Below are 15,402 nucleotides of genomic sequence, written 5' to 3' on the forward strand. Positions count from 1 at the left end.
CTGCTGCCATGCATGACCAAATCGAAAACATCTATTCGCTAACGCCACTGCAAAAAGGCCTGCTGTACCACGAGGCCTATGCGCCCGAGTCGCGGGTCTACTACCAGCAAATGAGCATCGGCCTGGCCGGTGAGCTCGACCTCGACGCGTTCCGCCAGGCCTGGATTGCGCTGATGCAGCGCCACGCGGTGTTGCGCACGGCGTTTCTCTGGGAAGAGCTGGACGACGCTTATCAGGTCATCCTCAAGGAGGTCGATCTGCCGCTGCGCGAAGTTGATTTGCGCGGTAACCCGCAAGGGCTGGCGGCCCTGGCGGCGGAAGATCACGCACAAGCGTTCGAACTGGGCGCCGCGCCGCTGATGCGTTTGACCCTGGCGCGACTCGACGATGTGAACGGTCAAGCGCAGTGGTCGCTGGTGTGGACACACCATCACCTGTTGCTCGACGGCTGGAGCGTCGGTTCGCTGCTGGCCGACTGGCGCGATCTGTATCGCGCGGCGCGTCGCGGGCAAAACGCGGCATTGGAAGCGGTGCGACCGTTTCAGGATTACGTGGCCTACCTCAGCGAACGCCCCTGCGCCGATGAGTTCTGGCGCAGTCGCCTGGCGGATTTCGCCAACACCACCCGCGTGCCCGAGTCGGACCCGCGTGGCCTGCTCGCCGACCCCGTGGACGCGCACCTGCCCTGCACCGAACACCAGCGCGTGCTGGATGCCGCAACGACTGCGCGCCTGAGCGGCTTCGCCCGTGACAACAACCTGACCGTCAATACCCTGCTGCAAGCGGCTTACGCTTATTTGCTGGGTCGCCATAACGGCAGCGACGAGGCCCTGATCGGCGTCACCGTGGCCGGGCGCCCGCAGCGCCTGAGCGGTGTCGAGCGCATGGTCGGTCTGTTCATCAACACCTTGCCGCTGCGGGTGCGCTGGGACGAGGCGCCGACCGTTGGCCAATGGCTGGCGGGCATCCAGGACTGGAACGCCGAAATGCGCGAGCATGAACACACGCCGCTCGCCAGTCTGCGGGCCTTGACCGCGCTGCCGCCCGGTGGCGAGTTGTTCGAAGCGATCATGGTGTTCGAAAACTTCCCGTTCCCCCGGGAGCTGGATCAGATCGACGACGGCCTCGTCGGGCTGCCGGACGCTGAACACAGCGCGCCGTTGCGCCACACCGGCGGGCGCAACAACTACCCGATGTCGCTGATCGCTTCGATGGAAAGCGACAGTTTGCACCTGCACTTGGTGCATCAGCGCAAACGCTTGTCCGATGCGGCCGGCACTCGCCTGATGGAGCAGTTGGTAACGCTGCTCGACGAACTGAGCCGCGACGCCAACCGGCCGCTGGCCGAGGTGCCGATGTGCCCGATGCAGGAACTGAACCTGACCCGCACCTGGGGCAACGGCGCGACCCTTGCAGTGCCGGATGCTGCGCTGCATGAACTGATCGCCGCTCAGGCCCGTCGCCATCCCGAGCGTGAAGCCGTGCGCGACGCCCATGGCGCATTGAGCTACGGCGAGCTGCTTGAAGCCTCGACCGGACTGGCCAACGCCTTGCGCCAGCGCGGTGTGCAACACGGTGATCGCGTCGCGCTGGCCCTGCCCCGTTGCAACGACGCAGTGATCTCGCTGCTGGCGGTCATGCAGGCCGGCGCTTGCTTCCTGCCCCTGGACCTGGGCCAACCGGCCTCGCGCCTGGGTGCGCTGATGGCCAGTGCCGATGTGGATTTCATCATTGGCACGCCGACCTTCGACACCGCCTCTGCGCAGGTGATCGAGGTCTCGGCCCGCGCCACCGGGATTGACCTGCCCGCAGTGGATCAACAGGCCTGCGCCTATGTGATCTACACCTCAGGCTCCACCGGGACGCCAAAAGGTGTGCGCCTGTCCCATCGCGCCATCGTCGCTTATGTCAGCGGCATTCTGGCCGAACTGGGTTGTGCCGAGGCTGAACAACCGTGGCGCCATGCGCTGCTATCGACCTTCGCCGCGGACCTCGGTTACACCCAGTTGTTCGGTGCGCTGGTCAGCGGTGGCAGCTTGCTGCTGGTGGACGACGACACCCGCGCCGACCCGAATGCCCTGGCCCAATGCTTTGCCGACTTCACCCCGGACCTGGTCAAGCTCACGCCCAACCACCTGCACGGTCTGCTCGCCGCGCATCCTGACGTGCGTCTGCTACCGCGCCGCGCCTTGTTGCTCGGTGGCGAAGCGCTGCACGGCTCGCTGCTGGACACTGTCCGTGCGCTGCGCCCGGAACTCGCGGTCTACAACCACTACGGCCCGACCGAAAGCGCCGTCGGCATTTGCCTGTCGCGCATCGACCAGCCATTGGCCGGCGTACAACCGCTGGGTCATCCGCAACCGAACCGGCAACTGCGGGTACTCGACAGCCACGGCCACCCCGTGCCAGTCGGTGTGCCGGGTGAATTGTGGGTCGGTGGCGAAGGCCTGGCCATCGACTACCTGGGTGATCCGGTGCAAACCGCCGCACGCTTCAAGGCCGTTGCCGATCTGCCCCGCGCCTACCGCACCGGCGACCGTGTGCGCTGGCTGGAATCCGGCGAACTGGCGTTCCTGGGGCGCGTCGACAACCAGGTCAAATTGCGCGGCTACCGCATTGAACTGGGCGAAGTCGAAGCGCAAATCAAACGCCTGTCGAGCAACATTCAGCAAGTGCTGGTCCGTGTCGTGCAACCGGCCAACGAGACGCCGCGCCTGATTGCCTGGCTGGTGGCCAGCACCTCGATGTCGGCGGACAAACTGCGTTATGACCTGGCCCTGCGCGTACCGGATTACATGGTGCCGGCAGACTTCATCGCCCTGGATGCCATCCCGCTGAACGCTAACGGCAAACCGGACATCGCCCGCCTGCCATTGCCCGATGCACCGACCAGCCAGGACAATTACGAAGCCCCGCGCGATGCGGTGGAAATCACCTTCGCCGAGATCTGGCAGGATGTGTTGCGAGTCGAGCGCGTGGGCATTCATGACAACTTTTTTGCGTTGGGCGGCGACTCGATTCTCAACCTGCAAATTATCGCCCGCGCCCACCAGCGCGGCATGAAGCTGACGCCCAAGCAGTTGTTCGAAAACCGCACCATCGCTGAAATTTCCGCGGTGATCAGCCAAGGCGCGAACTACAGCCGCGACACCACCAGCGCTGCGCGCAATGTACCGCTGACCGCAGGTCAACACGCCCGTCTCGAAGCCGGCCCGTTGGCGGCGAACTGGCGCTGCGTGGCGCTGAATACGCCGATCAGCCTCGAAGTGCTGAACCGCGCCGTGCAGGCTCTGCAACAGCAACACCGTGCACTGCAACTGGGCCTGACCCAACAGGCGGACGGCAGTTGGGCGCAAACCCTGCCGAGCACACCGAAACCGGTCAGCGCCAGCCGTCAGCCGTTCGACACTGACAACCTGAACGCACTGGCCGAAAACGTCCTTGCCACACTGGATCACGCAGCAGGTGAAGGCTGGCACGCGTGCCTGTCGGAACAGGGCGACGCGGTGTTGTTGGTCGCCCATGCACTGCGCCTGGATGCAGCTTCCTGGGCGTTGTTGATGACTGACCTGGCGCTGGCCGTGGCTCAAGCACAGTACGATCGTACGATTGAATTGCCGCGTCACGGTGGCCATCTCGATGAATGGGCCGACCATCAAAACCTTTGTGCCCGCGATGAAGACGGGCTGGAATCGGCCTGGGAATACTGGCTGCAATACGCCGGAGAAACCCTGCCGTCCGTTCCACAACCCGATGACCTGAGCACTGCGAGCCGCGTACAGATTTCGGCGCCACTCAGCGCTCGTCTGAACCTGCTGCAACGCCGCAGCCACGCGCCTTGGGCATCGCTGGTGGCCACCGCTGTCGCGGCGCAACTGGCGCAGCAAAGTGCCGAACAAGACGTTTGGCTGACCCTGGATCGCGGTCGCTGCGAGCGCGCACGTTTGCCGCTCAGCAGCGCCCTGAGCCGTACCGACTTCAACCCGGCGACGGTTGTCGGTGCGCTGAGCCACGCGGTTCCGCTGCGTCTGAACGTGACACCCGGCGCCAACGCCGCGCAATGGCTTGCACAGGTCGACGCGCAACTGGCTGCCGCCCCGCACACCGGTGACGACTACGGCGTGCTGCGTTATCTCGCTGACAACGATTACTTGCGCGAACCGCTGCTGAGCCTGCCGCAGCCGACCGTGCATATTGTCATGGCCGGCGAATGGCTAGCCCCTGAGGGGCCGTTGGGCGAGGTCATCGCCGCCAGCGCGCCAATCGATGGCGCCGGGCTGACCCTGTCCGTGAGCCTGCAACACGGTCAACTGCAAATCGATTGCCGTGGCCGAGGTGCAGAACACTGGGCCGAGGCGCTGGAGCAGCGACTGACCCTGCTGGCCGCCGACGCCGAGCAAGCCATCCCGGGTGCCCACGCGTTCCCGTTGTGCCGCGCCGCCGGCCACGACCTTACGGCCTTGGGTGCTAACTTCGACTGGGCCGGCATCGACGACTTGCTGCCCCTGTCACCGATGCAGGAAGGCATGTTGCTGCACACCCTGCTACGTCCCAACAGCGGCATCTACCTGATGCAGCAACGTTATCGCTGGGACGGCGAACTCGACCGCAGCGCCATCGAATTCGCCTGGGCCCGGCAACTGGCCCGGCACCCGATGCTGCGCACCGGTTTTTGGTGGCAGGACGGTAAGGCTGCGCTGCAATGTGTCTATCACGACACCGACCCGGCCTTCGCCTGGTACGACTGGCGTCACCTCGACGAAGCGAGTCGCCAACGTCAGCTGGACGCTGTGCTGGACGCCGAATGTCGGCAGGGTTTCGACATGCGTCGCCCGCCGCTGACCTTCCTTCGGGTATTCCAGGTGGCTGATCAGGAGTTCCTGATCGTGCGCAGCTTCCACCACATCCTGACCGATGCCTGGTGCTTCGGCCTGTTGATGGCCGACCTGTTCGCCCATTACCAGGCTCGCGTACTCGGCCAGCCTGTGGCGCGTCCGTTGCTGCCCTCGTTCAGCAATTACATCCATTGGCTGCAATGTCAGGACACGTCCATCACGGAACAATTCTGGACCCGCGAACTGGCCGGTTTCAGCGCGCCGACGCCGTTGGTGGTGGATCGTCCGGCCGTGACCGAGCAAGCGGTCGAAGCGGTGGCCAACCTGGACGTCACCCTGTCGATTGCCGACACCCGCGCCCTGACCGCGTTGTGCCAACAACACCAGCTTACGCCCAACACCTGGATTCAGGGTGCCTGGGCCTTGCTGTTGTCCCGCTATAGCGGCAGCGATGACGTGCTGTTCGGCGTTACGGTGTCGGGACGTCCGACCGATTTGCCGGGCGTGGAAGACATCGTCGGGTTGTTCATCAACAGCCTGCCGCTGCGGGTCAAGGTTGACGACTCGCAAACCGTGGTGCCGTGGCTGCAAGCATTGTTCGCGCACAACTACGAGCTGCGCGCCTACGAACATGCACCGCTGGTGGACATTCAGCGCTGGAGTGAAATCGAGCACGGTCGCTCGCTGTTCGACAGCCTGGTGGTGTTCGAAAACGCGCCGTTCGACGCTGGTCTGTCGGACCGTCAGGTCGACTTCAACGTCGACATCTACGAAGACCGGGTGCACACCAACTACCCGATGACCGTGGTGCTCTACCCCGGTGATCGTCTGGGCATTCGCCTGACTTACGACGCCGCGCGTTTCGACACCGACACCGTACAGCGCATGCTCGGCCATTTGCGTCAGTTGCTCACGCAAATGGTTGCCCAGCCTGACGCGCCACTGGCCTCGCTGTCGTTGTTGACGCCGGATGAACGCCAGACCCTGCTGGTGGACTGGAACCGCAGTGAACTGGACTTCCCGCTGGATCAAACCTACGCCGAACTGTTCGCCCGGCACGTGGCGGAGCATCCGCAGCGTATCGCTGCCGTGTGCGGCGCCGACAGCCTGAGCTACGCCGAACTGGATCAACGCTCGAATCGCCTGGCCCGTGCGCTGATCGAAACCGGCGCCGGTCGCGACACGCTGGTGGCACTGGCCGCTGAACGCGGGCTGCCATTGCTGAGCATGATGATCGCCGTACTCAAGGCTGGCGCGGCGTACCTGCCGCTGGACATCAAGCACCCGCCGCAGCGCCTGAGCGAGGTTCTCGAACTGTCCGGGGCGACGATTCTGTTGACCAGTGACAGTGCCGACTCGGTCATCGACCCGGCACTGGCCGCGAGCACCGCGACCCCGCGCCGCCTGCGCACCGAAGCCCTATGGCTGGCGGGCGATGCAACGCCACCGAACGTGGCGGGCAGCCCTGATGATCTGGCCTACGTGATCTTCACCTCAGGCTCCACCGGCACGCCGAAAGGCGCGATGGTCGAGCAACGGGGCATGCTCAACAACATCTTCGGCAAGGTGCCGACGCTGGGCCTGTCGAGCGCAGACCGGATTGCCCAGACCGCCTCCCCGGCGTTCGACATTTCGGTCTGGCAGTTCCTCGCCGCCCCCATCCTTGGTGCCACCGTGCACATTCTGCCGGACCTGATCGCCCACGATCCCGAGCGGCTGCTGCAAGCGCTGGAGAACCAGCAACTGTCGGTACTCGAAGCCGTGCCGACGATGATCCGCGCCCTGCTCGACCTCGCCAGCACCGACACGCAACTGTCGGCGCTGCGCTGGTTGCTGCCGACCGGCGAAGCCCTGCCTCCAGCGCTGGCCCAGGCCTGGCTCACTCGCTTTGCCCATGTGCCGCTGATGAACGCCTATGGTCCGGCGGAATGCTCGGACGACGTGGCGTTCCACCCGCTGACCGCTGTGCCTGAAGAAGGCGGCAACGCCATGCCGATTGGCCGGCCGACCGCCAACAATCATCTGTACCTGGTGGATGCCGCGTTGCGGCCAGTGCCAGTGGGTGTACCGGGGGAAATCTGCGTGGGTGGCGTCGGCGTCGGTCGTGGTTACCTGAACGATCCAGAGAAAACCCAGGCTGCGTTCGTCGCACATCCATTCGAACCCGGCGCGCGCTTCTACCGCACCGGTGACCTGGGACGCTGGCGTGCAGACGGAGTGATCGAGTTTCTCGGTCGCCGTGATCAGCAGGTGAAAATCCGTGGTCACCGCATCGAATTGGGGGAAATCGAAGATCACCTGGGACGTCATCCCGCCGTGCAAGCCGTGGCCGTGATCGTCAACGCCGACCAGCGTGGCGATTTGCAACTGGTCGCCTACTGGACCGGCGATGACACACCTTTAGCGCTACTTCGCGAATGGCTGAGCCAACGCTTGCCGTCGTACATGGTGCCGGCGCATTGGCAACAGCTGGACGCGCTGCCGCAGAACGCCAACGGCAAGGTCGATCGCAAACTGCTGACCGCACGTGCGCTGGACAGTAGCGACCTGAGCGAACAACGATCGCTGAGCAGCGACACCGAGCAGCAACTGGGCGCGATCTGGGCACAGATTCTCAACGTGGCAACGATCGGTGCCGACGACAATTTCTTCACCCTCGGCGGACACTCGTTACTGGCGACGCTGGTGGTCTCGCGGATTCGCAGCCAACTCGCGGTGGACTTGCCACTGCGTGCAGTCTTCGATCACCCGGTATTGGAAAACCTGGCCCGCGCCATCGACAGCGCCCGCTTGCAGGCGGTACCTTTGGCCCTGCCCGCAATCACTGCGGCAGACCGTTCGCAACCGCTGCCGTTGTCGTTTGCTCAACAGCGGCTGTGGTTCCTTGAGCAACTGAACCCTGGCTCCAGCGGTTTCAACATTCCGTTCGCCTTGACCTTGACCGGGGCGCTGAATGTCGAAGCCTTGCGCCTGGCGTTCGAACAATTGATCGCCCGCCATGAAGTATTGCGCAGCACCGTGCACAGCGATCACGGTGAACCCTGGCAGCGGATTGAAGCGGCGCAGGCGTTTGCCTTGCCGGTCACCGATCTGCAAGCGGTCTCGGCGCAGGAACAGGAGCCGGCCATCCAGGCGCAATTGGCCGAGGTCTTCGGCCAACCGTTCGACCTGACGCAGGCGCCATTGATTCGCGCGCGGTTGCTGCAACTGGATGCGCAGACTCATGTGTTGGCCATTGCCATGCACCACATCGCGGTGGATGCCTGGTCCATTGCGCAACTGGTCGACCAACTGGCCACGGACTACATCAGTTTCGGCACCACGGCTGCCCGCATCGACACCCCGGCCCTGCAATACGCCGACTTCGCCGTGTGGCAACGCTCGCACCTGCCGGGCCCGGTCTGGCAGCAACAACTGGCCTACTGGCGCCAACAGTTGCAAGCCAGCCCGGCGCCGCTGTTGCTGCCGGGAGCCCAGACCCGCGAACACGGCGGGTGCGCGCGTCATCGCCGTCGCCTGCCGGCGTCGCTGGCCCGGGCCATCGGCGAGTTGGCCACGGCTCGCGAGGCTTCGCCATTCATGGTGTTGCACAGCGCGCTGAACGTGTTGCTGCATCAGCAAACCGGACGCGAAGACCTGTTGGTCGGCACCGACATCGCCAACCGTCATCAGCAACAGACCGAAGACATGGTCGGCTTCTTCGTCAACCAGTTGGTGCTGCGTTGCCGTGTCACGCCGCAGCAGACGTTCGATCAGTTGCTGAGCGATGCCCGCCGCGTAGCGCTGGATGCCTTTGCCCATCAGGACTTGCCGTTCGACGCCTTGGTAGCTGACCTGCTGCCACAGCGGGACGCCCGTTACACGCCGTTCTTCCAGGTCAAACTGGTGGTGCAGAACACCCGCCAGCAGGACCTGCATTTGCCGGGTCTGGCGATCAGCGAGCGGGAACTTGAACCGCAAGCGTCGGATGTGGACCTGCTGATCAACGTCGTGGATGACGGCGAAGGCCTGCTGGTGGTGTACGACTACGACACCGGGCGTTACGCCAGTGCCTACATCGAACTGCTCGACAGCCTGTTCGTCTGCCTGCTGGAACAACTCGTGCTGAACGCTGACACCAGCGTCGCCCAGTTGTTGGTGCCACTCAATCAACTGCAACAGACCCGCCGCGACCAGGCTCAAGCCGCGCTGCGTGAAGCCGGCAGCGCGCGCCAGAGCACCCTGGGCCAGGCCCGTCGCCGCAGCGTCGTGAAGGATGCCGAACAATGATGGTCATCGGTCAATCGACGCTCATGTCCCACTTTTTTGTACAGGTCTCAGCATGACTCAGACTCACGAAGACACGCCATTCGAAGGCTTCGAACTGTCACCGCAACAGGCACACTTGTGGCGCCTGCAACAAAACCGTCTGGCGACCACCCAGCGGGCCACACTGCGCATTCGCAGCGAACAACCACTGGACAGCGCACGGCTGAAAAACAGTTTGCTGGCCTTGATGCAGCGCCACGAGATCCTGCGTACCCGTTATCAACAACTGCCGGGCCTGTCGTTGCCGATGCAGGTGATCGGCGATTCAACCGCTGATTGGCAGGCGTTGAGCATCGAACTGCAGGTGGACGCCCGGTCGGCAACGTTGCACCTGCCGGCCTTGCACCTGGACAGCACCAGCCTGGGCTACCTCGGCGAAGAATGGGCGCTGGGCTATGTGCAACCAGCACCGCAAGAGCCGCCGCTGCAATACGCCGACTATGCGGCGTGGCGCCTGGAGTCGGTGGACGACCAGGGTCGACAGTTCTGGGATGAGCAGTTCAATGCGATGGTTACCGACGTGCCTTTGCCTTGGCAGCGGCAGAATCCGGCTATCGGGATTGTCGAAATGGCGCGGATGCAACTGTCGTTCGACGACTCCACCCTGCAACGCCTCGATCAGCAAGCGGCCAGCCTCGGCGTCAGCACCGGCACGGTCGTGCTCGCCGCCTGGGTCGCTGTGTGGCAACGCTACAGCGAAGCCGAACGCCTGACGCTGGCCTACGAAAACCAGACGCGTCCGGACGTGTTGGGGGATGCCCTCGGCCTGTTTTCCGAGCCGCTGCCGCTGACGCTCGACACTGCGCCCGAGCTGTCGTTTGCCGCGTTATGCCGGCAACTGAGCGAGCGCGTTGGCCTGCTCAACGATGCCCGGGACAGCTACCCGAGCCACTTGAGTAATGTGCCGTCGTTGTCCGGCGTGGGTTATCGCGAACTCGCGGTCGTGCCGCACAGTACGCTGAACGATGCCGGTTGGCAGATCGAACAGGCTGACAGTGTCAGCGCTGATTGTGCGTTGCTGTTGCAATACCACCCGCGTTCGGCCAGTGGTTTGTCGCTGCATTTTGACGCTGCGCTCTACACGCCCGCCCATGTCGAACTCCTCGCCGAGCAGTTGCTGAGCGTGATCGAGCACAGCTTGCGTGAACCGGCCGCCAGCCTGAGCCGACTGACAACGTGCAGCGCCGCCGAGCAACGACGGGTGACCGGCGCATTGGCCACTTCGCCGACCCTGAGCCCGGCGCAAGAACAGCTCTATGACGCCACTTTCGCCCTGCCCAACCTGGCGGCCTGCTTTGCCCAGAGCTCTGCCTCCAACACTCAGCGCCCGGCGGTCTCGGGCCCAAGCGGCACCTTGAGTCATGCCGAGCTGGATCAGCGCGTCACGGCCCTCACTCAGCAATTGCTTGCCCAAGGCCTGGAACCCGGTGCGCGGATTGCGCATTTCCTGCCGCGTGACATCGATGCGGTGGTGGCGCTGGTCGCCATCCTGCGTGCCGGCGCTTGCTACGTGCCGATCGACCCGGCCTATCCCACCGAGCGCATCGAACATATTCTGCGCGACAGCCAGGCCCGTCTGGTGCTGACCCATCACGCTCGCGTGCAAGATCTGCCGGCGGACTGGCAACCGAAGGCATTGGCGATTGATCAGGCGCTGCCTGTAGTGCCGTTGCGGGAAGAGCCGACCGTCTCGCGGGATCAACCGGCCTACCTGATTTACACCTCGGGCAGTACCGGGCAGCCCAAGGGTGTGGTCATCAGCCATGCCAACGCCCTGCATTCGCTGGCGGCGCGGCTGGCGGGGTATCCGCGGCCGGTGCAACGCTTCCTGCTGCTGTCGTCGTTCGCTTTCGACAGCTCCATCGCCGGGCTGTTCTGGAGCCTGGCCCAGGGCGGTTGCCTGCACCTGGCCAGCGAAACCGAACAGAAAGATCCACTGCAACTGGCGCGGTTGATCCGCAGCCACGGCGTATCGCACCTGCTGGCGCTGCCTTCGTTGTACGCCTTGATCCTGGACGAGTTGGGCGACAGCCCGAGCCCGCTGAGCACCGCGATTGTCGCCGGTGAAAGCTGCCCGCCCGCGCTGGTGGACAACCACTATCGCCGCCAACCCGACGCGCAGCTCTACAACGAATACGGTCCGACAGAAGCTTCGGTGTGGAGCACTGTCGCCCTCTGTCGTCCCGATCCGGGTTCCGTGCCCATCGGTCGTGCCATCGCTCATACCCGGGTGTATTTGCTCGACAGCGACGGCGCCCCCGTGGCCCGAGGGTTCAAAGGTGAAATTCACATTGCCGGACCGGGGCTGTCCGAAGGTTATCTGGGCCTGTCGCAGATGACCGCCGAGAAATTCATCCGGGCCAGTCATCCATCCCTCGACGGCCAACGCCTGTATCGCACCGGCGATTTCGCCTGGCAGGACCTGGACGGACAACTACTGTTCCTCGGGCGCACCGACTCACAGATCAAACTGCGCGGTTACCGTATCGAGTTGGGCGAAATCGAAACCGCGCTATGCAACGTCAGCGGCGCCAAACTGGCGGTGGTCTTGTTGGACACCACTCAGACCGAACCGAGCTTGCGGGCGTTCATCGAATCGGCCAATCAACTTCAGGCCAGTGTCGTGCGCGAATCCCTCGGGACGCTATTGCCGGCGCACATGATTCCCGCCGACATCCAGTGGCTGGCGCAACTGCCACGCACCGCCAACGGCAAGGTCGACCATCGTGCCTTGCTGGCCCGTGCGCCAAATCGCAGTCTCGCGGCTTACGCAGCGCCCGAAGGGCATATCGAGCAGGTGCTCGCGGCGGTGTGGCAAGAGTTGCTGGAGGCCGAAGTGATCGGTCGTCACGACGACTTTTTCGCCCTCGGCGGCCATTCGCTGCTGGTGGTGCGCATGACTGCCCGGTTGCGCGCCACGCTAGGCATTGAAGTGCCGGTCAACGTGATCTTCCAGCACCCGACGCTGATCGGCCTTGCTGAACAAATTACCCGGCCCCACGACCAGGCGGCGATCATTGCCTTGCAGGCTGGCGAAACTGGACAGACACCGTTGTTCTGCCTGCACCAACCATCGGGCGGGGTTCACCATTACATGCCGATGGTCGCCGCGTTGCCGAAGGCGCTGCCAGTGTTCGGCGTTCCGCTGCCCGAGTCGCTACGCAGTCAGGACCTCGTTGCATTAGCCCGCGAATACTTGCCACAGATCCGCCAGATTCAGGCTCAGGGTCCGTATCGCCTGGCCGGTTGGTCGATGGGCGGCTTGCTCGCGCTGGAGCTGACCCGGCAACTGGAGGCCCAAGGGCAAACGATTGAGTGGTTGGGGTTGTTCGACAGCACGTTCCACGCCGAGGATGAAACGCTGGCGTGGGATGCGCTGCAGGCCATCGTTCAGCAAGAATTGAGCAGCGACAGTCGCCAGCGACTCACCGCGCAATGTCTGACGGAACTGCGCACGGCCACGGCCGAACTGAGTCGCGTGGAGCAATTGCGTTTCGCCCTGCTGCAATGGGCGAGCGCCAACGGCCTGGGGCTCAATGCACCGCTGACCTATGTCGAGCAAACCTTGAATGTGATGGCCGACGCGCGTCGTTGGGTCAGCGGCTATTCGGTGCCCGTCGTGCAGGCCACCCTGCAACTCTGGTGGGCCGAGCAGACGCTTGTCGAGCGCCCGACTCTGCCGGCGCAATGGGACGCGATCAGTCAGCGAACCTGTCATCATCCGGTCGCCGCCGATCACGACACGATCCTCGGGCAGTCCGCCTTCCATGAACAACTCAACAAGTCGCTGGCCATGGCCTCGACGGAAACCGTCGCATGAACCTGATTCTCTATCTCTACCGCCAATCGGCACGCCTGCTGGCTCTGGCCTCGATCACTGGCGCACTGGGCGGTCTGGCCAGTGCGGGGCTGGTGATTCTGATCAACCGTGGGCTGGCCAACCCGCAGCAATTGCCGGAACTGGCCCTGGGGTTTTTCGGGCTGTGTATCGGCATGCTGCTGAGCAAACTCTGTTCGGAACTGTCGCTGCTGCACCTGACCCAAAGCGCGATTTTCCAGATGCGCATCGACTTGTCGCGCAAGCTGCTCGCGACTCCGCTCAAACGCCTGCAAGGCATGGGCAAACACCGCTTGCTGGTAATCCTCACCGAAGACGTGCACACGTTTACCGCTGCGTTCGAGTGGGTGCCGCTGCTGTTCGTCAACGCCGTGGTGACCCTGGCGTGCTTTGCCTATCTGGCCTGGTTGTCGTGGTCGTTGCTGGCGATTCTGGCATTGTTTCTGATGGTCGGCCTGGTGGCGTTTCACTTGGCCGAACGCGGGCCGTTGAGCCATCTGGAACGGGTGCGCCAGCAAAAAGATGTGCTCTACCAACATTTTCGCAGCCTGATCGAAGGCAGCAAGGAATTGCAGCTGAACAACGCCCGCGGCGAAGCCTTTGTCGAACGAGTCATCCGTCCGGGTGCTGACGAGTTTCGTGTGCGTTTCCTGCGCGGTATGGCCGGGTATTCGGTGGTGGCCAACCTCGGCACACTGCTGTTTTACCTCAACCTCGGCGTGCTGCTGTTCATCGTTCCGTTCTGGCTACCGCAACCGATCACCGTGCTGACCAGTTTCACCGTGACGTTGCTGTACCTGGTACGGCCGATCTCCGACCTGATGATCGCCCTGCCCTCGCTGCGTCAAGCCAGCATTGCACTGAACCGCATTCGCCAACTGGACGCGGAGCTGAGCACCGAAGCCCAGATAGCTGCGCCGCTCGGCAATGTGTTCGCCAGTGAAGGCCCGATGCGCCTGTTGCTCAACGGCGTGTGCCACCGTTATCCCGGCGAGCACGAGGATCATCCCTTCATGCTCGGGCCGGTGGACCTGACGCTGGAACAGGGTGAGCTGGTGTTTGTGGTGGGTGGCAATGGCAGTGGCAAGACCACCCTGTCGATGCTGATGCTGGGCTTGTATGCACCGGAAACCGGTTGTGTGGTGCTCAACGGCGTGGAAGTGGATGACGACAACCGCGAGCAATACCGTCAGCACTTTGCCGCGGTGTTCGCTGACTTCCACCTGTTCGAACATTTGTTGGGCGACGACGGACCGGACGCCGAATATCGCACCGCCGAAGCGACGCGTTATGTGAAAGCGTTGGGGTTAGGACACAAAGTCAGCATTGTCGATGACCGTTTTTCCACCGTGGAACTGTCCACGGGTCAACGCAAGCGATTGGCGCTGGTGTCGGCGTATCTGGATGACAAGCCGTTTTATCTGTTCGATGAATGGGCTGCCGACCAGGATCCGACCTTCAAGCGGGTGTTCTACATGGAGTTGTTGCCGGAACTGAAAGCCCGGGGCAAAACCGTGATCGTGATCACCCACGATGACGCTTACTTCCAGCAGGCCGACCGGGTGCTGAAAGTAGAGAACGGCCGTCTCACCCAGGTCGAAGCCCATGCGGCTTATGCCTGATGAGGCGCTGTGATGTCAGCGCCCGGCACCAGCGGACAGTTGTCGCAGTACGGGCGCGCATCACCGAGCTGGTGGTGCAGGCAACACACTTTGCGCATCAGTAATGGCACGCCGCTCGGGCCGGGGGCCAGTTGCAGGAAGCCGTACAGCGGATTGCGCGTGCCATCGGCCCAGTGCCGCTCCCGGAACAGCCTCTCGCGCCATTGCGGCGCGTGCGGCATCTGGAAGTAATCGAGCGCGACATCGATGGCCGCCGCCACGTTGTTCCACAGCAAGCGCTGGGCCACCCGCCCGGCGCTTGCCAGTGCCTGCACCAAAGGCGCCATGTCGTCAGTCAGCAGTTTTTGCGCGAAGGCCAACGGGTCGTTCAACGGCAGTACTTCGCCGGCAGCAAATACCTGAGCCACGGGCATGCCGTTTTCCAGCGCCACATGGGGATCATGCACGATACAACGCAGATGCTGCGCAGCGGCGGCCAGCGGCAAGGCCAGCGTCACGCAGATCAAATCCATCGACCATTGCGACACCAGTGCAGCCCGAGGTGCAGCGGGATAGTAGTGGGCGTAAAGGCCTAACAACTCAGTACAGGTTTGCGGATCGCGAAACTCAATCAACCCACGGCCTTCGACGTGGCTGCTCAGTCGGCAGGTGCTGCGCAGAAAGGCGCCATCGAAACGAAACAACTGATCGAGCAGGGTTTCGTCGAGCATTCGGACGGTGGTTTGAAGAGACGTCATGAGGCTTCGTAACTGAGTTTGAGAACTGTTAACCTACCACGTTTTTTGAATTCCGAAGACTC

The 15,402-nt window shown here is 63.5% G+C and carries 4 protein-coding genes; 3 read left to right on the top strand and 1 reads right to left on the bottom strand.

Features of this window, described 5'->3' with window-relative positions:
• The first annotated feature begins 8 nt into the window (after positions 1-8).
• Genes AB7M22_RS14885 through AB7M22_RS14895 form a run of 3 tightly spaced genes read left to right on the top strand, consistent with a single transcriptional unit; the run spans position 9 to position 14,603 of the window.
• Positions 9-9,104: an amino acid adenylation domain-containing protein gene (locus AB7M22_RS14885; protein ID WP_454186881.1), complete on the top strand. Its 9,096-nt coding sequence runs from the start codon at positions 9-11 to the stop codon at positions 9,102-9,104.
• 52 nt (positions 9,105-9,156) lie between these two features.
• Positions 9,157-12,963 (top strand): non-ribosomal peptide synthetase, encoded by a 3,807-nt coding sequence (locus tag AB7M22_RS14890; protein ID WP_454186882.1) that lies wholly within the window; start codon positions 9,157-9,159, stop codon positions 12,961-12,963.
• The gene (locus AB7M22_RS14895; protein WP_454186883.1) at positions 12,960-14,603 is read left to right on the top strand and encodes a cyclic peptide export ABC transporter; all 1,644 of its coding nucleotides are present in this window, start codon (positions 12,960-12,962) and stop codon (positions 14,601-14,603) included. Before AB7M22_RS14890 ends, AB7M22_RS14895 begins: the two co-directional genes overlap by 4 nt.
• Here the strand turns inward: AB7M22_RS14895 and fhuF are convergent.
• On the bottom strand, positions 14,594-15,340 hold the full coding sequence (fhuF, locus tag AB7M22_RS14900) for a siderophore-iron reductase FhuF (RefSeq protein WP_454186884.1): 747 nt from the start codon (positions 15,338-15,340) through the stop codon (positions 14,594-14,596). The two genes, AB7M22_RS14895 and fhuF, sit on opposite strands and share 10 nt — an antisense overlap.
• Positions 15,341-15,402: the final 62 nt, after the last annotated feature.

The sequence above is a fragment of the Pseudomonas sp. ADAK2 TE3594 genome (assembly GCF_053628675.1).